The organism is Amycolatopsis sulphurea (assembly GCF_002564045.1).
In the GTDB taxonomy this organism is placed as follows: Bacteria; Actinomycetota; Actinomycetes; order Mycobacteriales; family Pseudonocardiaceae; genus Amycolatopsis; species Amycolatopsis sulphurea.
On record NZ_PDJK01000002.1, the window covers coordinates 5,373,610 to 5,391,112 of the forward strand.

At 70.5% G+C, this 17,503-nt stretch carries 16 protein-coding genes, 2 CRISPR repeat arrays and 1 riboswitch; of the genes, 10 read left to right on the forward strand and 6 right to left on the reverse strand.

The window, feature by feature from the left end:
- Positions 1-27: 27 nt before the first annotated feature.
- A riboswitch (cobalamin riboswitch) is annotated at positions 28-211 on the forward strand.
- 303 nt (positions 212-514) lie between these two features.
- The 5 genes from ATK36_RS30520 to ATK36_RS30540 are packed head-to-tail and all read left to right on the forward strand — an operon-like array spanning position 515 to position 5,835.
- Positions 515-2,014, forward strand: coding sequence for a CoA-acylating methylmalonate-semialdehyde dehydrogenase (locus ATK36_RS30520; RefSeq protein ID WP_098515306.1), 1,500 nt, complete (start codon positions 515-517; stop codon positions 2,012-2,014).
- A gap of 8 nt (positions 2,015-2,022) precedes the next feature.
- On the forward strand, positions 2,023-3,162 hold the full coding sequence (locus tag ATK36_RS30525; protein WP_098514590.1) for an acyl-CoA dehydrogenase family protein: 1,140 nt from the start codon (positions 2,023-2,025) through the stop codon (positions 3,160-3,162).
- A complete protein-coding gene (locus tag ATK36_RS30530) occupies positions 3,159-4,196 on the forward strand; it encodes an enoyl-CoA hydratase/isomerase family protein (RefSeq protein ID WP_098514591.1) in 1,038 nt (345 codons plus the stop codon). The genes ATK36_RS30525 and ATK36_RS30530 overlap by 4 nt, the downstream gene beginning before the upstream one ends.
- The gene (gene mmsB / locus ATK36_RS30535; RefSeq protein ID WP_098514592.1) at positions 4,193-5,071 is read left to right on the forward strand and encodes a 3-hydroxyisobutyrate dehydrogenase; all 879 of its coding nucleotides are present in this window, start codon (positions 4,193-4,195) and stop codon (positions 5,069-5,071) included. The genes ATK36_RS30530 and mmsB overlap by 4 nt, the downstream gene beginning before the upstream one ends.
- Complete coding sequence (locus tag ATK36_RS30540) at positions 5,068-5,835, forward strand: enoyl-CoA hydratase (RefSeq protein WP_098514593.1); 768 nt, start codon at positions 5,068-5,070, stop codon at positions 5,833-5,835. The genes mmsB and ATK36_RS30540 overlap by 4 nt, the downstream gene beginning before the upstream one ends.
- A 234-nt stretch (positions 5,836-6,069) precedes the next feature.
- A CRISPR array of direct repeats spans positions 6,070-8,113; the repeat unit is 28 nt; unit sequence GGACCATCCCCGCTCGCGCGGGGAAGAC.
- A gap of 159 nt (positions 8,114-8,272) precedes the next feature.
- Here ATK36_RS30540 and ATK36_RS30545 read toward each other — a convergent pair.
- On the reverse strand, positions 8,273-9,172 hold the full coding sequence (locus tag ATK36_RS30545) for an AraC family transcriptional regulator (RefSeq protein ID WP_098514594.1): 900 nt from the start codon (positions 9,170-9,172) through the stop codon (positions 8,273-8,275).
- Positions 9,173-9,264: 92 nt separating this feature from the next.
- Here ATK36_RS30545 and ATK36_RS30550 point away from each other — a divergent pair, with 92 nt between their 5' ends.
- From ATK36_RS30550 to ATK36_RS34515, 5 genes are all read left to right on the forward strand, one after another.
- Positions 9,265-10,026: an acyl-CoA dehydrogenase family protein gene (locus ATK36_RS30550; protein ID WP_245915320.1), complete on the forward strand. Its 762-nt coding sequence runs from the start codon at positions 9,265-9,267 to the stop codon at positions 10,024-10,026.
- Entirely contained in the window at positions 10,026-10,304 is a 279-nt protein-coding gene (locus ATK36_RS34075) for an acyl-CoA dehydrogenase family protein (protein ID WP_245915321.1), read from the forward strand. Before ATK36_RS30550 ends, ATK36_RS34075 begins: the two co-directional genes overlap by 1 nt.
- A 12-nt stretch (positions 10,305-10,316) precedes the next feature.
- Positions 10,317-11,114, forward strand: a complete 798-nt coding sequence (locus ATK36_RS30555; RefSeq protein WP_098514595.1) for a class I SAM-dependent methyltransferase — start codon at positions 10,317-10,319, stop codon at positions 11,112-11,114.
- A 343-nt stretch (positions 11,115-11,457) separates the two neighbouring features.
- The gene (locus tag ATK36_RS30560) at positions 11,458-11,682 is read left to right on the forward strand and encodes a ribbon-helix-helix domain-containing protein (RefSeq protein ID WP_245915322.1); all 225 of its coding nucleotides are present in this window, start codon (positions 11,458-11,460) and stop codon (positions 11,680-11,682) included.
- A gap of 186 nt (positions 11,683-11,868) precedes the next feature.
- Complete coding sequence (locus ATK36_RS34515; RefSeq protein WP_342752079.1) at positions 11,869-12,033, forward strand: type II toxin-antitoxin system PemK/MazF family toxin; 165 nt, start codon at positions 11,869-11,871, stop codon at positions 12,031-12,033.
- A 139-nt stretch (positions 12,034-12,172) separates the two neighbouring features.
- Positions 12,173-13,549: direct repeats of the CRISPR family, unit length 28 nt; unit sequence GGACCACCCCCGCACGCGCGGGGACGAC.
- Between the two features lie 105 nt (positions 13,550-13,654).
- Here ATK36_RS34515 and cas2e read toward each other — a convergent pair.
- The 5 genes from cas2e to cas7e are packed head-to-tail and all read right to left on the reverse strand — an operon-like array spanning position 13,655 to position 17,477.
- Positions 13,655-14,023: a type I-E CRISPR-associated endoribonuclease Cas2e gene (gene cas2e / locus ATK36_RS30570; protein WP_098514596.1), complete on the reverse strand. Its 369-nt coding sequence runs from the start codon at positions 14,021-14,023 to the stop codon at positions 13,655-13,657.
- Complete coding sequence (cas1e, locus tag ATK36_RS30575; RefSeq protein ID WP_098514597.1) at positions 14,020-14,985, reverse strand: type I-E CRISPR-associated endonuclease Cas1e; 966 nt, start codon at positions 14,983-14,985, stop codon at positions 14,020-14,022. Before cas1e ends, cas2e begins: the two co-directional genes overlap by 4 nt.
- Complete coding sequence (cas6e, locus tag ATK36_RS30580) at positions 14,978-15,640, reverse strand: type I-E CRISPR-associated protein Cas6/Cse3/CasE (RefSeq protein ID WP_098514598.1); 663 nt, start codon at positions 15,638-15,640, stop codon at positions 14,978-14,980. Before cas6e ends, cas1e begins: the two co-directional genes overlap by 8 nt.
- Positions 15,640-16,359, reverse strand: coding sequence for a type I-E CRISPR-associated protein Cas5/CasD (cas5e, locus tag ATK36_RS30585; protein ID WP_098514599.1), 720 nt, complete (start codon positions 16,357-16,359; stop codon positions 15,640-15,642). The genes cas6e and cas5e overlap by 1 nt, the downstream gene beginning before the upstream one ends.
- Positions 16,356-17,477 (reverse strand): type I-E CRISPR-associated protein Cas7/Cse4/CasC, encoded by a 1,122-nt coding sequence (gene cas7e / locus ATK36_RS30590; RefSeq protein ID WP_098514600.1) that lies wholly within the window; start codon positions 17,475-17,477, stop codon positions 16,356-16,358. Before cas7e ends, cas5e begins: the two co-directional genes overlap by 4 nt.
- Positions 17,478-17,503: the final 26 nt, after the last annotated feature.

The window sequence follows — 17,503 nt, forward strand, 5'->3', positions numbered from 1 at the left end:
ATGAGGGCTGCGCCACTCTCGACATAGTAGGACTTCCTACTTTATGGTGTCACCAAGGTCCACGGTGCAGGGAAGTCCGGTGCGAATCCGGCGCGGTCCCGCCACTGTGACCGGGGAGCGGTCCCCGAGGCAAGGCCACTGGCGCGAGCCGGGAAGGCCGGGGCGCCGCAGATCCGGGAGCCAGGATACCGGCTGTGGACGTCCGTGTTCGTCCACGAGGATGGAGCAGAACGCATGCGGATTCTTCCTGCCTGCGCGAACGCCGCCGGTCCACCCCAGGTGCCCCGGTAGCGCCGCCGCGCCCGTCCGGCGGGCGCGGCAGCGGTGGCGTGCCCGGTGCCTGCCGTGCCGGGGCCGTGCGCTGTGACGGGCCGATCGGCGCCCGGGCAGTGGTGTGCGGTCCCCGGTGCCCGGGGTGACCGCGCTCGTCATCCGGTGCCTGCGCCCTGCCGGTCGTCGCGGCTCGCTGCCGTGCGCCCCGGCCTCCTCCTGCGTGCTTTCCGAAAGGCTGATCATGATCCCCGAACTCACCCACTTCATCGGAGGCAAGCCGATCCCCGGCACCTCCGGGCGGTTCTCCGACGTCTTCGACCCCAGCACCGGCGCGGTGCAGGCACGAGTACCGCTGGCCTCCGTCGATGAGGTCGCCGCCGCGGTGGACATCGCCGTCGAAGGGCAGCGGGAATGGGCGCGGTGGAACCCGCAGCGGCGCGCCCGGGTGCTGATGCGCTTCCTCGACCTGGTGCGCCACGGCGAGGACAGCCTCGCGCAGCTGCTGTCGTCCGAGCACGGCAAGACCGTCGCCGACGCGCACGGCGACATCCAGCGCGGGCTCGAAGTGGTCGAGTTCGCGCTCGGTATCCCGCACCTGCTCAAGGGCGAGTACAGCGACAGCGCGGGCACCGGCATCGACGTCTACTCGATGCGGCAGCCGCTCGGCGTGGTCGCCGGGATCACCCCGTTCAACTTCCCGGCGATGATCCCGCTGTGGAAGGCCGCGCCGGCGATCGCCTGCGGCAACGCGTTCGTGCTCAAGCCGTCCGAGCGGGACCCGTCCGTGCCGCTGCGGCTGGCGGAGCTGTTCCTCAAGGCCGGTCTGCCGCCGGGCGTGTTCTCGGTGGTCAACGGCGACAAGGAGGCGGTCGACGCGCTCCTGACCGAGCCCCGGGTGCAGGCGGTCGGTTTCGTCGGGTCGTCCGACATCGCGCAGTACGTGTACGCCACCGCGGCCGCGCACGGCAAGCGGGCGCAGTGCTTCGGCGGTGCGAAGAACCACATGATCGTGATGCCCGACGCCGATCTCGACCAGGTCGTGGACGCGTTGGTCGGCGCCGGTTACGGGTCCGCGGGGGAGCGGTGCATGGCGATCTCGGTCGCCGTCCCGGTCGGCGAGGCCACCGCGGACGCACTCGTCGAGCGGCTCGCCGAACGGGTGCGGAACCTGAAGGTCGGCCCGGCGCTGGCCGAGACGTCCGACTTCGGGCCGCTGGTCACCGCCGCGGCCGCACAGCGTGCCCGGGATTACGTCCGCGTCGGCGTGGCGGAGGGCGCCGAACTGGTGGTGGACGGCCGCGACCTGACCGTGCCCGGTCACGAGAACGGCTTCTTCCTGGGCGGCTGCCTGTTCGACCGGGTCACCCCGGACATGCGGATCTACCGGGAGGAGATCTTCGGCCCGGTCCTTTCGATCGTGCGGGCCGACACGTACGAGGAGGCCCTGCGGCTGCCGAGCGAGCACGAATACGGCAACGGCGTCGCGATCTTCACCCGCGACGGCGACACCGCGCGGGACTTCACCTCGCGCGTCGACACCGGCATGGTCGGGGTGAACGTGCCCATTCCGGTGCCGATCGCCTACCATACCTTCGGCGGCTGGAAGCGGTCCGGCTTCGGCGACCTCAATCAGCACGGCCCGGACTCGATCCGCTTCTACACCAAGACGAAGACGGTCACCTCGCGCTGGCCGTCCGGCATCAAGGAAGACGCCTCCTTCGTCATCCCGACGATGGACTGAGGCCCGCCATGCATCTCACCGACGAACAGCGTGCGGTACGCCAGACGGCGGCGGAGTTCGCCGCGGAGCATCTGGCCCCGCACGCGGTGGACTGGGACCGGAACCGGCATTTCCCGGTCGACGTGCTGCGCAAGGCGGCGCAACTCGGGCTCGGCGGCCTGTACCTGCCCGAGGACGTCGGCGGCTCCGAGCTGGGCCGGTTCGACGGCGTGCTCGCCTTCGAGGCGCTGGCGACCGGCTGCCCGTCGATCGCCGCGTACATCTCGATCCACAACATGGTCACCGCGATGATCGACCGCTTCGGCGATACCGCGCAACGGCATCGGTACCTGCCCCGGATGTCCACAATGGAGGCTCTGGGCAGCTACTGCCTGACCGAGCCGGGCGCGGGTTCGGACGCGGCCGCGCTCACCACGAAGGCCCGCCGGGACGGCAGCGAGTACGTGCTGGACGGGGTCAAGCAGTTCATCTCCGGCGCGGGAACGGCCGAGGTGTACGTGGTGCTGGCCCGCACCGGCGGCCCCGGTGCGCGCGGGATCTCCGCGTTCATCGTGGAGCGGGACACCCCCGGTCTTTCCTTCGGCCCCAACGAAAGCAAGATGGGCTGGCACGCGCAGCCGACCCGGCAGGTGATTCTGGACGGAGTGCGGGTCCCGGAGAGCGCGCTGCTCGGCGAAGCCGGGAGCGGGTTCCGGGTCGCGATGGCGGCGCTGGACGGCGGGCGGCTGAACATCGCCGCGTGCTCGCTCGGCGGGGCGAAGACCGCGCTGGACAAGGCGGTTCGGCACCTCACCGAACGCAAAGCCTTCGGCAGCCCGCTTTCCGAGGCGCAGGCGCTGCAGTTCCGGCTTGCCGACATGCGCACCGAGCTGGAAGCGGCGCGGACCCTCCTGTGGCGCGCGGCCGACGCCTACGATCGGGGTGATCCGGAGGCGACCCCGTTGTCCGCGATGGCGAAGCGGTTCTGCACCGACACCGGGTTCGCCGTCGCGAACGAGGCGCTCCAGCTGCACGGGGGCTACGGCTACCTCACCGAATACGGCGTGGAGAAGATCGTGCGCGATCTGCGCGTGCACCAGATCCTGGAAGGGACCAACGAAATCATGCGGGTCATCATTTCCCGCCGGATGCTGCAGGAGGCCTCGTGAGTGAAGTCGAGTTCATCGTCCACAGCGGACTCGGCCGGATCACGCTGAACCGGCCACGCGCGCTCAACGCGCTGAACCACGAGATGGTCCGCGCCATCATCGCGCAGTTGCAGTCCTGGCGGGACGACGCCGGTGTCCGCGCGGTGCTGGTCGAGGGCGCCGGCGAGCGCGGCCTGTGCGCGGGCGGGGACATCCGGTCGATTTACGAGGACGCCAAGGCCGGCGGTACGGACTCGCTCGAGTTCTGGGCCGACGAGTACCGGATGAACGCGCTGATCGGCCGGTACCCGAAGCCGTACCTGGCGATCATGGACGGGATCGTGATGGGCGGTGGGGTCGGCGTTTCCGCGCACGGCAGCCACCGGGTGGTCACCGACCGGACCCGGCTGGCCATGCCGGAGGCCGGGATCGGTTTCGTGCCCGACGTCGGCGGCACCTATCTGCTCTCGCGTGCACCGGGTGAACTCGGCACGCACGTGGCGCTGACCGCAGGCAGTGTCAGCGGGGCGGATGCGATCCACTGTGGACTCGCCGACCACTACGTCCCGGCCGCCCGGCTCCCTGACCTGTTCGACGCACTGGCCACCCGGACCCCGGACGAGGCACTCGAACTCGTCGCGGAACCTCCGCCGCCGAGCGTGCTTGCCGAGGCGCGGGAGTGGATCGACCACTGCTACGCGGCCGAGACCGTGGAGGAGATCCTCGTCCGGTTGCAGGACGGCGGGGAGGCCGCCGTGGCCGCGGCCAAGGAGATCGAGGGCAAGTCGCCGACCTCGCTGAAGGTGACGCTGCGGGCGTTGCGCGAAGCCGCGCGGCTGCCGGACCTGCCGAGCGTGCTGAAGCAGGAGTACCGGATCTCGCACCACGCGTTCCGTTCCGCCGACTTCGCCGAGGGGGTGCGGGCGCAGATCATCGACAAGGACCGTTCGCCGCGCTGGTCCCCGGCGACGCTCGCGGAGGTGGGCGACGACCTCGTCGCCGCGTACTTCGAAGACCTGGGCAACGACGAACTGACCGGGGTGACGCCGCGATGACCGTCGCGTTTCTGGGGCTGGGCAACATGGGCGGCCCGATGGCCGCGAACCTGGTGGCCGCCGGCGAACAGGTGACCGGCTACGACCCGGTGGCCGAGGCCGCCGCCACGGCGGGCGAACGCGGGGTCACGGTGGTCTCCTCGCCGGCGGTTGCGGCCGAGGGGGCGTCGGTCGTGATCACCATGCTGCCCAGCGGGAAGCACGTCCTCGACCTGTACCGCGAGATCGTGCCCGCCGCCGCGCCGGGCACCCTGTTCCTGGACTGCTCGACGATCGAGGTCGCCGACGCGCGAGCGGCCGCCGAGCTGGCCGAACAGGCCGGGCACCTGGCCGTCGACGCCCCCGTCTCCGGTGGTGTAGTGGGAGCCCAGGCGGGCTCGCTCACGTTCATGATCGGCGGCCGGTCCGCTGCCTATGACGCGGCCGAGCCCTATCTGCGCCACCTCGGCGCCCGGTTCGTCCACTGTGGAGAGTCCGGAGCCGGGCAGGCGGCGAAGATCTGCAACAACCTGATCCTCGGCGTCTCGATGGTCGCGGTCAGCGAGGCTTTCGCGCTGGGGCAGCGGCTCGGGCTCACCGACCAGGCGTTGTTCGACGTCGCCTCCACGGCGTCCGGCCAATGCTGGGCGCTGACCACCAACTGCCCCGTGCCCGGCCCGGTGCCCACCAGCCCCGCGAACCGGGATTATCAGGGCGGGTTCGCCAGCGGCCTGATGCTCAAGGACCTGCGCTTGGCGCAAGCCGCCGCGGAGGCCACCGGCGCGGACACCGCACTGGCCCGGCACGCCACCGAGCTGTACGCCGGGTTCGTCGCCGAGGACGGCCCGGCCCGGGACTTCTCCGCCATCGTCACCACACTCCGGGAGCACGGATGACCGTTACCGTCGAACGCCCCGCGTCGCGGGTCGCGCTGATCACGCTGAACCGGCCGCAGGCGCTCAACGCGCTGAACCTGGAGACCATGCGCGAACTGACCACCGCGGCCGCCGAGCTGGACCGTTCGGCCGAGGTCGGCGCGATCGTGCTCACCGGCTCGGACCGGGCGTTCGCGGCCGGCGCCGACATCAAGGAAATGGCCTCGCGCACGTTCAGCGAGATGCATGCCGAGGATTGGTTCGCCGGCTGGGACGCGCTGACCCGCGTCCGCACCCCGCTGATCGCCGCCGTCGCCGGCCACGCCCTCGGCGGCGGCTGCGAACTCGCGATGATGTGCGACCTGCTGCTCGCCGCGGAATCCGCGCGATTCGGCCAGCCGGAGATCACCCTCGGCGTCATCCCCGGCATGGGCGGTTCCCAACGCCTGACCCGCGCGATTGGCAAGGCGAAGGCGATGGACCTGATCCTCACCGGCCGCACCATGCGCGCGGACGAGGCCGAGCGCTGCGGCCTGGTCTCCCGGGTGGTCCCGAACGAGCAGCTGCGCGCCGAAGCGATCGAGGTTGCCGCGAAGATCGCTTCGATGTCCCTCGTCGCGGCGCGGACTGCGAAGGAAGCGGTCAACCGTTCCTTCGAGAGCAGTCTGGCTGAGGGGGTGTTGTTCGAGCGGCGGGTGTTTCACGCGCTGTTCGCTACGGAGGATCAGAAGGAGGGGATGGCGGCCTTCACGGAGAAGCGGAAGCCGGACTTCCGGCACTGCTGATCTGGGGTTGCCCCGGCTCCGCCGCTCCGCTCGGCTTCTGTGCGGGGGTATCAAGGCTGTGAAGGGAACCTTCACGGACGCTGAGTCCGTGAAGGTTCCCTTCACAGCCGATGAACGCTGGCGCGTTGCCGGGGCGCGGTGTTTGGCGGGCGACTCGGGCGCCTCGGCTCGGTCCACCCGGGTCGTGATGCGCCGGTCTCGCAGGAAGGCTCGCGGATCTGGCGGCCGGGGTCGGGACCACCCCCGCTCGCGCGGGGAAGACGCGGTGCGGGACGATCGCGAGCGCGTCTGGCCAGGACCACCCCCGCTCGCGCGGGGAAGACGCAGCGCGTCGAGCAGTGGCGCGCGGCGCCGCCAGGACCACCCCCGCTCGCGCGGGGAAGACTGCTGTGGGACGTGCCGGCCACCAAGGCCACCGGGACCACCCCCGCTCGCGCGGGGAAGACTGTTCTTCGTCGTCTCCTTCGATATGAAGCGGCGGACCACCCCCGCTCGCGCGGGGAAGACCGAAGCGGCTGCGGCGTTCGCGCAGTCCCAGGCGGACCACCCCCGCTCGCGCGGGGAAGACTCCTGGCTGAGGACTTCTGCTGAAGCCCACCGAGGACCACCCCCGCTCGCGCGGGGAAGACCTGGGTATCGGGACCTAGGGGCGCGAAGTCCGTGGACCATCCCCGCTCGCGCGGGGAAGACTGAACATGCCCGCTTCTCTTGACTTCGCGGCCGGGACCATCCCCGCTCGCGCGGGGAAGACTGCCTGAACTACGCACTGGATCACCGGGAGCGGGGACCATCCCCGCTCGCGCGGGGAAGACCGGGCGAAGAGCACGTCGTCCTCGTCGAGCACCGGACCATCCCCGCTCGCGCGGGGAAGACATCAGCTCGCGGTAGAAGGGCACGCGCTCGGGCGGACCATCCCCGCTCGCGCGGGGAAGACCGGCGGCCTGACCGGCATCCTGCTGACCGCGCCGGACCATCCCCGCTCGCGCGGGGAAGACGGGCTCGGCGGGTGCCGGGCCGAGAGGGGGTGCGGACCATCCCCGCTCGCGCGGGGAAGACTCGCCCGCGCTACCGCCGAGTGTGCACGGTTTGGGACCATCCCCGCTCGCGCGGGGAAGACCATGTCCGGCTTGATCTCGCGCACCGCGATCCGGGACCATCCCCGCTCGCGCGGGGAAGACCGGTGCTGGGACCCGGGCCAGCACCGGGAACCGGGACCATCCCCGCTCGCGCGGGGAAGACCGCCGGCGAAGGCGGCCTCGTCCTCGAAGCCGACGGACCATCCCCGCTCGCGCGGGGAAGACCATGTCCGGCTTGATCTCGCGCACCGCGATCCGGGACCATCCCCGCTCGCGCGGGGAAGACCGGTGCTGGGACCCGGGCCAGCACCGGGAACCGGGACCATCCCCGCTCGCGCGGGGAAGACCGCCGGCGAAGGCGGCCTCGTCCTCGAAGCCGACGGACCATCCCCGCTCGCGCGGGGAAGACTTCGAGGCCGAGAACGGGGCCGTGCTCGCACAAGGACCATCCCCGCTCGCGCGGGGAAGACCGACTGGGCCCTGATCGAGCGGCACTGGACGGAGGACCATCCCCGCTCGCGCGGGGAAGACTGGCCGCCTTCGCCCGTGACGACACACGCCAGCGGACCATCCCCGCTCGCGCGGGGAAGACAAACCGGAGCAGCGGGACGGCATCGAGTACGAGGGACCATCCCCGCTCGCGCGGGGAAGACGCGTTTGGTGGGGGTGGTGCGTGCGCGGTGGCGGGACCATCCCCGCTCGCGCGGGGAAGACCGGTGCGGCGGCTCGGCCTGGTAGCCACCCTCGGGACCATCCCCGCTCGCGCGGGGAAGACGGCACCCCGCCATGGCTGATCGAGAAGGGGAACGGACCATCCCCGCTCGCGCGGGGAAGACAGCTGGCGCGGGTGCTCGACGCCCCGCTGGCCAGGACCATCCCCGCTCGCGCGGGGAAGACGGTGGTGTCCACGTCAGCGGACGTCGCCCGCTCGGACCATCCCCGCTCGCGCGGGGAAGACACCTGGGCCCGTTTCCCGGACCCGACCCACAACGGACCATCCCCGCTCGCGCGGGGAAGACTCCAGTCCTCGGGCTACGCGGCGACGCAGACCGGGACCATCCCCGCTCGCGCGGGGAAGACCGGAACGGCGACGATACTGGCCGCGCGTCCTCGGGACCATCCCCGCTCGCGCGGGGAAGACTCGCATGTCGGGCACGCGGGGTGTCTGGTCACTGGACCATCCCCGCTCGCGCGGGGAAGACACACTTCTTGACCTGCAAGTTTACCCCCGCCGTGCCCAGTTTTGCTTCACTTTGCATCCCCGCTCAGCACGAACCGGCCAGCCTCGCCCTGGCAGCGCCCCACCCGGCCCACCCACAGCCACCCCACCGAAGCGACCTCCCCACCAGACACCCACCGCCCTACTCAACCACCGCCGCAACCTGCCCTGCAGTCCGCCGAAACCGCCCGGGCGCCACCCCGTAATGCCGCCGGAACGCCCCGGAGAACGCGAACTCCGTCGAGTACCCGATCTGCCGGGCGATCGCCGCCAACGGTGCGTCGGTCTCGCGGAGCAGGCGGGCGCCGCGGCCGAGCCGCCAGCCGGTGAGGTAGCTCATCTGCGGCTGGCCGACCTGGGCGGTGAATCGCCGGGTGAACGCGGTCCGCGGCAGCCCGGCGATCTCGCTGAGGCCCGCCACGTTCCACGGGTGCTGCGGGTGCTCGTGGATCCGGCGCAGTGCGGCGGCGATCCCCGGATCGTCGGTGGCGGGCAGGCCGGTGTCCTGGTCGTGCCACAGCCGAAGGATCTTGACCAGGATCAGGTCGAGCAGGGACCGCACCGTCGCGCCGCGGCCCGGCCGCGCCCGGCTCGCCTCCACCTTGAGCAGCTCGATCAGCGCCCGCATCTCGGGGTATCGGTCGTAGTCAGGCGACACCACGATGAGGTCCGGCAGCGCGCGGAGGTACTGCGGGACCGGGCCGTGCTGGAGCTGGTAGGCGCCGCAGAGGAACTCGAACTCGCACGGTCCCGGCTCGGGCGGGAACCCGCCCATCTCCATTTCGGGCAGTTCGGCGAGCGGGCGCGGGGTCGTGGCGAGCCCGTGCGGCGCCCCGGCCGAGGTGAGCACGATGTCGCCGGGACGCAGCGGCACCGGGTCGCGGTCCGGGGTGATCAGCCAGCAGGTACCGCCGAGCAGGACGTGGAACCCGCTGCCCGAGAACTCGGGGAACCGGACCCCGCGCGGGTCGACCTGCCGGATCAGACGGCTGCCGTCACTGCTGACCCGGGCCATGCGGATGACCTCGCTCAGCATGTCCATTCCGCCAGTGTAATGATCGCCCGCACAGTCCCGTATGGATCGGAGCCGCGCACGCATGGCCGCCCGGTCTCGTCCGTGCTGAACTGGGGCTCATGATCGATGACACGACCAGTGTGGTCCTTCGGGCGAACGCCGACAAGAGCGAGCAGAGTGGTCGTCCGGCCGCGGAAAGCCTGGAGGCCCTGCGCCGAGGTGGCTTCCTCGCGCTGCGGGCGCCGCGGGAGCACGGCGGCTCCTGGTCGGGCACGGAAGCCGCCGCGCGGTGCCTGACCGATCTCGGCCGTGCGTGCCCGTCCACCGCCTGGGTGGCCGGGACCTGCCTGACCTCGAAGAACGGCGCCGTCACCGGCGGGCTCGGGACGGCCGAGGTCTTCGCCGATCCGCACGCGCTGTGGTGCGGTTCGGGCTCGCCAACAGGACGAGGAGAGCGGGTCGACGGCGGAGTGCGGGTCCGTGGCCGCTGGCGGATGGTGTCCGGCTGTGAGGACGCCGTGTGGGCGATGCTGGGGTTGATGGTGGGCGAGGTGTTCTCACTGGCTGTGATCCCGGTGGCCGATCTCGCTGTCGAACGGACGTGGGACGTCGCCGGCATGCGCGGAACGGGCAGCCACACCCTGGTCGCCGACGATGTGATGGTGCCAGATGGCCGCATCACGCCGATGTCGCCGTTCACGGCCAACGATTTGGTGCTGTACGCAATGACGGTGCTCGCTCCGTGCGTCGGGGCCGCACTCGGTGCGCTGGACGTGACCCGCGAGATGTTCGAATCGGACCGCAAGCCGTTCCCGAGCGCCTACTCACGGATGGTGAGTCACCGGGCGCCCGGCAATGGCTGGCCGAGGCGACCCATCTAGTGCACCGCGCCGAGGCCGCGATGCTCGAAGCGGCCCGTGAGGCCGACTCCGCCGAGCTGACCGACGACGACGGTATCCGCCTGCGCCTGATCGTCGCCGAGTCTGCCCGTGACTGCCGTTCCGCAGTGGAGCGGATGCTGGACCTCGATGGCGCCAGCGGTTTCGCCGTGACTAACCCGCTCCAGCGCTACTGGCGCGATGTCGCGGTCGGCACCCGGTATCCGCACCTGAACCCGTACCTCGCAATGGAGCGCTACGGCGCCGTGCTGACCCGCTGATAGCGTGGCCGGATGGCTGACGACACCTGGGCAGGCCTGGCCGACCGTTTCGCGGACGAGGCCTACGCGTCGGTCAAGGGTTATGTGCGCACCTACGTCATCCACCACCAGCTCCTCTCACACCTGCCGCCGCCCGCGACAATTCTCGACGTCGGCGGCGGCGCAGGACACCAGTCCTTTCCCCTGGCTGAGGCCGGGTACGAGGTCACCCTGCTGGATCCGTCGCCGGCGATGCTCGACAAGGCCCGGCACCGGCTCTGCCAGCTCCCCGCCGAAACCCAGCGCCGAGTCCGGTTCGTCGAGGCGAGCGGCGAACAGGCAGCCGAAGCCGTCGACGGCCGCCGTTTCGCGGCCGTCCTCTGCCACGGCGTGCTCGGCTACCTGGACGAGCCGGGCCTCGTCCTCGACCAGCTGTGTCTGTGCACTGTGGACGGTGGCGTAGTCTCGATCATGGCAGGCAACGCCACCGCGGCCGCGTTACGCCCGGCGATGCAGCAGCGATGGGCCGACGCCCTCGCATCTTTCGACACCCGGCACGAGATCGGCGTACTCGGCTTGCCCACTCGCGTGGACACTGTGGAGGAACTCAGCGGACTGCTGCGGGAACGGGGCGTCGAACCGCAGGAATGGTACGGCGTCTGGCATTTCGTCGACTGGCTTGATCTCGGTGGCGTCACTCTCGACCCTGCCGACCGTGAGAAACTCACCGCTGCGGCGGCCGTCGAACTCGAAGCCGGGCGGCGGGATCCGTATCGGGGGCTGAGCCGGATCTTCCATCTTGTCGGGCGGAAGGTTGGGGATCGGTTCTGAGGCTTGGGTTTGGCCTGTCACCGCCGCGGAGCGCATTCGGCTGCGGTGGAAACCGTGCTACTGAGCTATCGATGGTAGGCGAGGCAGTCGGTGATCACCGATGAAGGAGGCGCTACTGGACGCCCCCTGCTCGCGCCGGGACGACAGACCGGAGCCGCGCGACACGGGACTCGGCGAGGGACTGCCTCGCTCGCGATGGGCCGGCGCGCTCTACGGCGCTGGCCAGGTCATCGGATCGTTCGGCAGGCTGCGCGACGGGGCGGCACGGCATAGCGACGCGCCGGGGAGAACTGACCAAGTCGAGCCCGCCTTGGTCGAGAAGGTGCTACCAGTGGTGGGATGGGTGGCAGAAGGTAGTGTGAGCCTGCCGGAGGAGGATCTCCGGTTACTGGATAGGTACGCGGCGGAGCAGGGAATCGAGTCGCGGTCGGCGGCGCTGCATGCGGCGGTGGAGGCGTTGCGCGCCGGGCAGCTCGGCGGCGCGTACGAGGACGCGTGGGGGTCCTGGGACACGTCGGGTGAGGCTGATGCGTGGGACGCGATCGTCGGCGACGGCCTGAAGGCGTGATCCGTGCGACGCGGTGAATCCGGTTCGTGAATCTGGACCCGGCGCGGGGTTCGGAGGCCAGCAAGACCCGGCCCGCGGTGATCGTCAGCAAACGATACGGCGAACGCGACGGCCGAGCGGCTCGTGCGGGGCGTGGCGATGGTCGTCCCTGTGACGTCCAATATGGACAGTGTGTAGCCGTTTCAAGTGCTGTTGCCTGCGGACGGAACGGGGCTGCATTGCGATTCCAAAGCACAGGCGGAGCAGGTCCGGACGGTGGCTGTCGAGCGCATCGGCCGCCGTTGCGGACGGCTCGACGCAGACCGGATCCGCAAGCTGGCCACGGCTTTGCGGCTGGACCTCGGACTCTGAGCCGGGACCGGGTTCGCCGCGTACCCGGGGCAAGACGGGCTAATGACGCCGCCCGACGGCCGTGCAAATGACTTCGGGGACCACCCCTCGCTCGCGCGGGGACGACATCAGCCCTTTGGACGGGGTTCCCTTCCGGGCGGGACCACCCCCGCACACACGGGGACGACGAGGAGGTCGCCGGGATGCCGGGTCGCGGCGTCGGACCACCCCCGCACGCGCCGGGACGACGGTTTGTGCGCGCAGGTCGACCCGGACACCTGGGGACCACCCCCGCACGCGCGGGGACGACCGGCGGCGGATCGCGGACGCGTTCGCGGTGGGACCACCCCGCACGCGCGGGGACGACAAATGGGTCGGTGGTGCTGCCGTTGATGAGGTGGGACCACCCCCGCAGGCGCGGGGACGACTGACCTGCTGGGCGCGGGAGTGGCGGCGGAGGAGGACCACCCCCGCACGGGACCACCCCCGCACGCGCGGGGACGACGCGCAAGGACTTGCTCAGGAGCGGCTGGGACCACCCCCGCACGCGCGGGGACGACGGGAAGTTCGGCGGTCAGCCGGGTGAGCAGGAGGGACCACCCCTGCACGCGCGGGGACGACGCAACCGGTTCGGGCCTCGATGCCCAGATCATGGGACCACCCCCGCACGCGCGGGGACGACAATTTCACCGCGCCAGCCTTGTGCCCGCGGAACGGACCACCCCCGCACGCGCGGGGACGACGTTTGGCGGCGCGGGGCCACCCGTCGGCGCAGCGGACTACCCCCGCACGCGCGGGGACGACTCGGCGCAGTCGCGGTTGGGTAACCCGATCACGGGACCACCCCCGCACGCGCGGGGACGACTCCATCTGCGCAGCGCTGAACGTGCCGCCCGAGGGACCACCCCCGCACGCGCGGGGACGACGCCACCGAGAGCGACGACGCGACCGGCGACCTGGGACCACCCCCGCACGCGCGGGGACGACCACAGGTAGCGCGCCCGGGGCCAGGGGAAGAGGGACCACCCCCGCACGCGCGGGGACGACGTGAGGGGAGCCCCGAGTGAACGCCATGTCCAGGGACCACCCCCGCACGCGCGGGGACGACGACGGGCTGGCGCACGAACTCACAGACGAAGCGGGACCACCCCCGCACGCGCGGGGACGACGCGGGTATGCGTTGAGCCAGCTCGCGGGATCTCAGGACCACCCCCGCACGCGCGGGGACGACACCAGCTCGGGGCAGCCTGAGGTGGAGCAGACCGGACCACCCCCGCACGCGCGGGGACGACCGCCACCACGGCGGCCCAATCGAGTGGGGCGGCGGACCACCCCCGCACGCGCGGGGACGACACGGACACGGCGGGCGGCGCACGCCCTGTGACCGGACCACCCCCGGCACGCGCGGGGACGACGCAGCATGCGCGCGGTCCTGGATCGGGCGGTCAGGACCACCCCCGCACGCGCGGGGACGACACTCGCCGGCGGCCGCCCGTTCGGCGCGGCCTGGGACCACCCCCGCACGCGCGGGGACGACACTTCTTGACCTGCGAGTTTACCCACGAGGTGCCTAGTTTTGCTTCACTTTGCTTCGATCCCTTCGCCGACTCTGCCAACGGGGGCCGCCGCGGGGTCGGGTCGGTCAGCGCCGCCCGTAGCGGCGGAGGCGTCCGGCGGTGCTCCAGCTTCGAGTAGGCGCGGCGCCGGGGGTGGTGTCGGATCCACTATCGGCCGGCGGTGTGGTGGGGCGGAGCATGAGCTGGATGCCGTCATAGTCAGTGGGGTGCCAGGTGTGGTTGTGGACGTGAAAATCCATGCCTTGTTCGTTGTCCGCGTGAAAAACCATGATGGCCCGGCCGTTCTTGACCATCTCGACGACCCGGTTCCACAAGAGTTCACGGACGCGGGTGGTGATGGTGCCGATGAATACGCCGGGTGAGATTTCGAGGAGCCATCGGGTGAGGTGTCCGCGGAGTCCGGCGGGGCAGGCGGCGATGACGAGGACGGTCACAGGTCCTCGTCCCGGTCGTCGTAGTTGGTTCCGGCGGCGACGGCGTTGCCGCGGTCGTCCCAGAGCATGACGACGTTGCTGGGGTCGTCGAAGGCTTCGGGGCCGTATTCGACCTCCTCCTTGTCGTGCAGGAGGGTTTTGATGTCCTGGACGCAGGTGTCGAGGAAGGTGGTGGCCCGAATGTGGTCACGGACGGCGCGCCGGGTTTCGGTTCCGATGTCGGCGACGTCGCGGGCGGCGATGTCGAAGGCGATGGGGATGGTGATGTCGGCCTTGTAGAGGTCGGCGATGTCGTAGACGAACGATTTGGCGTGTCCAGTGTGGACGAAGCCGAGTCCGGGGGAGCAGCCGAGGGCGACGATGACGGCGTGGACGGCGCCATAGAGGCTGGTGTTGGCGGCGGAGAGGGCTTGGTTGACCGGTGTGCCAGAGTCGAAATCGGCAGTGTCGTAGTCACGGCGTTCCCACGTAATGTCGGTGCGTTTGGCGTGCTGCTGGTACAAGCGTCGTACGCGGGCGCCTTCTCGGCCGCGGAGCTGCTGCATGGTGAGGGTGTCGATGTTCTCGCCGGGGAAGCGCATGGCGTACATCTCGCGTGCGACGCGCAGCCGGCTGCGTCGGTTGGTGACAAGGGCGGCCTGCCGTTGTAGCAAGTGTGTGGAGTTGGCGAGGGAGCGGCCGTGGGCGTAGTAGCGGACGCCGTGTTCGCCGACCCAGACGGCGGTGGCACCGCTTTCGGCGAGTAGCACCATGGCTTGCTGGCTGACGGTGGTACCGGGTCCGAGCAATAGTGCGCCGAGCGTGGCGGCAGGGATGTGGACGGTACCGCGTTTGTCCGTGGCGGTGATGGCGTTGTCGTCGCGGTGGATGACGCTGTGTTCGAGATAGAGGAACGACAGCCGGTCTTGTGCGCGCACGAGGTACGAGAGGGGCACTGGTGGTGCGCCTGGGATGTCAGGCATGGCGAATGGGGGCGAGGGTGAGCAGTCCGCAGCCGTAGGCTTTGGCGGGGCCGATTCCCTCGGTGAGGGCGGTGCGCAGCGCATCGGGGTCGGTGATGCGGAGGTGGCCTTCGTAAGTGGCGGTGGTGAGGGTGACGGTGCGGCCTTGCCGGGCGAAGGCGAGGTTGTCGCGGCTGCGGATGGCGACGTCGGGTTCCTTGTGTTCGCCGACAGGGATCGTGAAGCCAAGGCGTTCGGTGCGGGTGAGCAGCCACACGGTCTGCTGGGCGACGGTGACGTGGCCGAAGCGTTGCGAGCGAGGGGAATCGGGAGCTTTCCGGCGGCTGGCGGTGGGGTTGGCCGTGAGCCGGAACGCCCACTGCTGACCGATGTCGAGGCGGTCGAGCAGAGGTTGGTAGTCGCGGGTGTCCCACGTGCGGTCGCTGGTAGGCCAGCCGGCTTGCTCGACGAGATGGGTGAGGTCCGGGCGGTGCGGGCTGACGATGAACAGTGTGGCGCGGGGTTCGGCGCGGTCGATCCGCCACAGCACGCGTCCGGTTCCGTCGACGATCGGTGGGAACGAGGCCAGCACGGCGGCGTGGAGCTTCTGAGGGGAGGCCAGGAGCGCGCGGGAGTCGCGCCGGGCGGTGTTGATGTCGAATCGGGTGAGGTGCATCAAGCGATTCCTTCGAAGGCCGCCATCGGGTCGTGCGGCTCGGCGGCACCAGCGCGGGCGGGCTGGTAGACGGGATTGGGGATCGTGACGTGTCCGATGTGGATTGTGCGCCAGCCGTATCGGCGGTGTTGGGGGTCGAAACTGATCGGATCGTCCTGTACGAGTTCGGCGCCGTCAGTGCCGGGAGCGCAGTCGGTAACGATGTCGAGGTCGACGGTGGGACGCCGGTGGCTCTTCTGCACCCACGGTGAGGCCAGCCACCGGTGTTGCGCCAGCAGTTCGGCGGCGGACTGCTGATGGATGCCGTACAGGAGTTCCCCCGCGGGCGGGCAGGAGCGGCGTCCGAGGTAGAGGGGGAACACGGGTCTACGCAGCGCCTGCTGTACACCTTCGAGCAGCGCGTATTCGCCCTCGATGGCAACGGCGAACACGGCGTCGGCCAGGTAGAAGCGGTAGGACAGCGGCATGGAGGTCGCGCCGTCCCGGCTGCGGGCGGTGTGGAAGTCGCGTTCGAGCTGGCCGGGCTGGTCGATGCGGACGCCGATGCGCAGGTCGAGCAGTTCTTCCAGGGGATCCGTGCGGCGGCGTCCCTGGGCAGCGGCGAGCAGGCCGAGAATCCCGCTGCGGCTGGGTGCGCGGTCGGTATTGCGCCGCACGAAGCGGCTGGTGGTGCCCCAGGACTGCAGCGGGGCACCCAGCCGCAGCAAGAGGGTGCTCACTGTCCCAGCCGTTCGCCGACCAGCGCTCCGAGGGCCGTGATCGCGGGCTCGAAGGTGGTGCGCTGCGCGAGTTCGGTCAGCGGGGCAACGCGCTCGTCCCCGACGCCGAACGCCCATGCGGCGACGGGCTGTTCATCGAAGGCAGTGTGCAGTTCACGGGCGTGCCCCGCGAGGTTACCGATGGCGGTCGCGATGCGGTTGACATTGTCCTTGATGGCATCCTCGAAAGCCCCGACGAGGTTGATCGGCTGGGTCTGACGAGCCACGATCAACACGGCGTCGGGAAGGGTGCGGTTGGCGAAGGTGTTCTGCTTGCCCGTGGGCATGCTGGCCACGAACGCGCGGGTGAACGTTTCCACCGCACGGGTCGTGGCGTCGTCGTCGCCGAGATTGTCACGTAGCCGGTCGACGTCGATGGTGGCGTAGCGGTAAAGAGTGGAGGAGTTGAACTCGACAGTGCCGATCATTCCGGCGCCGGCGTCCTCCTCGTCGTCCTTGTCCTTGTGGTCGTCCACAGCGGTGAAGTAGTCGTACTCGGTGTCCACCGCATGCACGCTCAGGGCGTGTGCGACCTGGCAGGCGGCATCGACGTTGAGGTCGGTGGCGTCGGCGACCATCCGCCCGAACAATGCCACGTCCACAGAATGCTCTCGATCGGCGCGGGCGCGGGCAGAGGCCTTGTCGATGGCGGGTTTGCCCTCGGCGTGCCCGGCTTCGACGGCGAGTTCGGCCAGGCCGGTGATCTGGCGTGCGGAGAGGAACAACAGGAATTTCGACTCGTTCGCCGCACCCTTCTTGCGGGGTGCGGCGAGCGGGATACCGGCGGCGGTGAGTACGGCCTCGGCCAGTTCCGCGGCGCGGTCGGCGAGTGCGGCGTCCTGGCGGGTGATTTCCTCGGCGAGCAGTTCGACGACCTGTTTGGTGCGTACACCGAGTTCGCTGGGGTCGAGCAGTTCGCCGAACGCATTGCGGGTGGCGCGTTTCCACGCCTGGCTGGACACTCGAGCGCGCCGACGTCCGCCGTAGACGGCGGTTTTCGGACTGCCGTTGTCGTCGCGGTTGAGGTTGCTCGGCGGGACGGTCTGGATGACATGAATGTCGACGATGGTGCGCGCCATGGTGTGATTCCTTTGCAGCATAAGCG

Bases quoted from the DNA above. Each gene is read 5' to 3' on its own strand.
- ATK36_RS30545 (WP_098514594.1), bottom strand. From the start codon at position 9,172: ATGGACATGCTGAGCGAGGTCATCCGCATGGCCCGGGTCAGCAGTGAC.
- ATK36_RS30540 (WP_098514593.1), top strand. From the start codon at position 5,068: ATGACCGTTACCGTCGAACGCCCCGCGTCGCGGGTCGCGCTGATCACG.
- mmsB (WP_098514592.1), top strand. From the start codon at position 4,193: ATGACCGTCGCGTTTCTGGGGCTGGGCAACATGGGCGGCCCGATGGCC.
- ATK36_RS30555 (WP_098514595.1), top strand. From the start codon at position 10,317: ATGGCTGACGACACCTGGGCAGGCCTGGCCGACCGTTTCGCGGACGAG.
- ATK36_RS30525 (WP_098514590.1), top strand. From the start codon at position 2,023: ATGCATCTCACCGACGAACAGCGTGCGGTACGCCAGACGGCGGCGGAG.
- ATK36_RS30550 (WP_245915320.1), top strand. From the start codon at position 9,265: ATGATCGATGACACGACCAGTGTGGTCCTTCGGGCGAACGCCGACAAG.
- cas7e (WP_098514600.1), bottom strand. From the start codon at position 17,477: ATGGCGCGCACCATCGTCGACATTCATGTCATCCAGACCGTCCCGCCG.
- ATK36_RS30520 (WP_098515306.1), top strand. From the start codon at position 515: ATGATCCCCGAACTCACCCACTTCATCGGAGGCAAGCCGATCCCCGGC.
- cas6e (WP_098514598.1), bottom strand. From the start codon at position 15,640: ATGCACCTCACCCGATTCGACATCAACACCGCCCGGCGCGACTCCCGC.
- cas1e (WP_098514597.1), bottom strand. From the start codon at position 14,985: ATGCCTGACATCCCAGGCGCACCACCAGTGCCCCTCTCGTACCTCGTG.